The sequence below is a fragment of the Streptomyces sp. WM6386 genome (genome assembly GCF_000972385.1).
Lineage (GTDB): Bacteria > Actinomycetota > Actinomycetes > Streptomycetales > Streptomycetaceae > Streptomyces.
This window is the reverse complement of record NZ_JXTE01000738.1, coordinates 1-328: the sequence shown is the minus strand read 5'-3', so window position 1 is coordinate 328 and position 328 is coordinate 1. Positions and strand designations below refer to the sequence as shown.

Genomic DNA, 328 nt, shown 5'->3' with positions numbered 1-328 from the left:
CCCCCCCCCGGACCCGCCGCATCCCGGCGGAGCCTCCCACCGGGAACACGTCATGACCGCCGAGGAGCGAGCGGAATACGAGCGACTGCGCCGTCACGCGACGACACGTCACCGGCGGCTGCGCCAGGTCGGCTCCTCGGTCCTGCTCCTGCTGGCTCTGCTGCTCGCGCCCCTGGCCGTTGCCGCGGCCTGGGTCCAGGACACGGTCTCCGACACCGACCGGTACGTCGATACCGTCGCTCCGCTGGCGTCCGAGCCGGCTGTGCAGGGGGTCGTGATCAACCGGCTCACGAACCGTGTCGTCGACAACGTGGACGTCGCGGCGGTG

The 328-nt window shown here is 72.3% G+C and carries 1 pseudogene; it reads left to right on the top strand.

What is annotated here, in order from left to right:
• Positions 1–52: 52 nt before the first annotated feature.
• Positions 53–328 (top strand): annotated as a pseudogene (locus TN53_RS43460) (hypothetical protein); the annotation flags it as partial.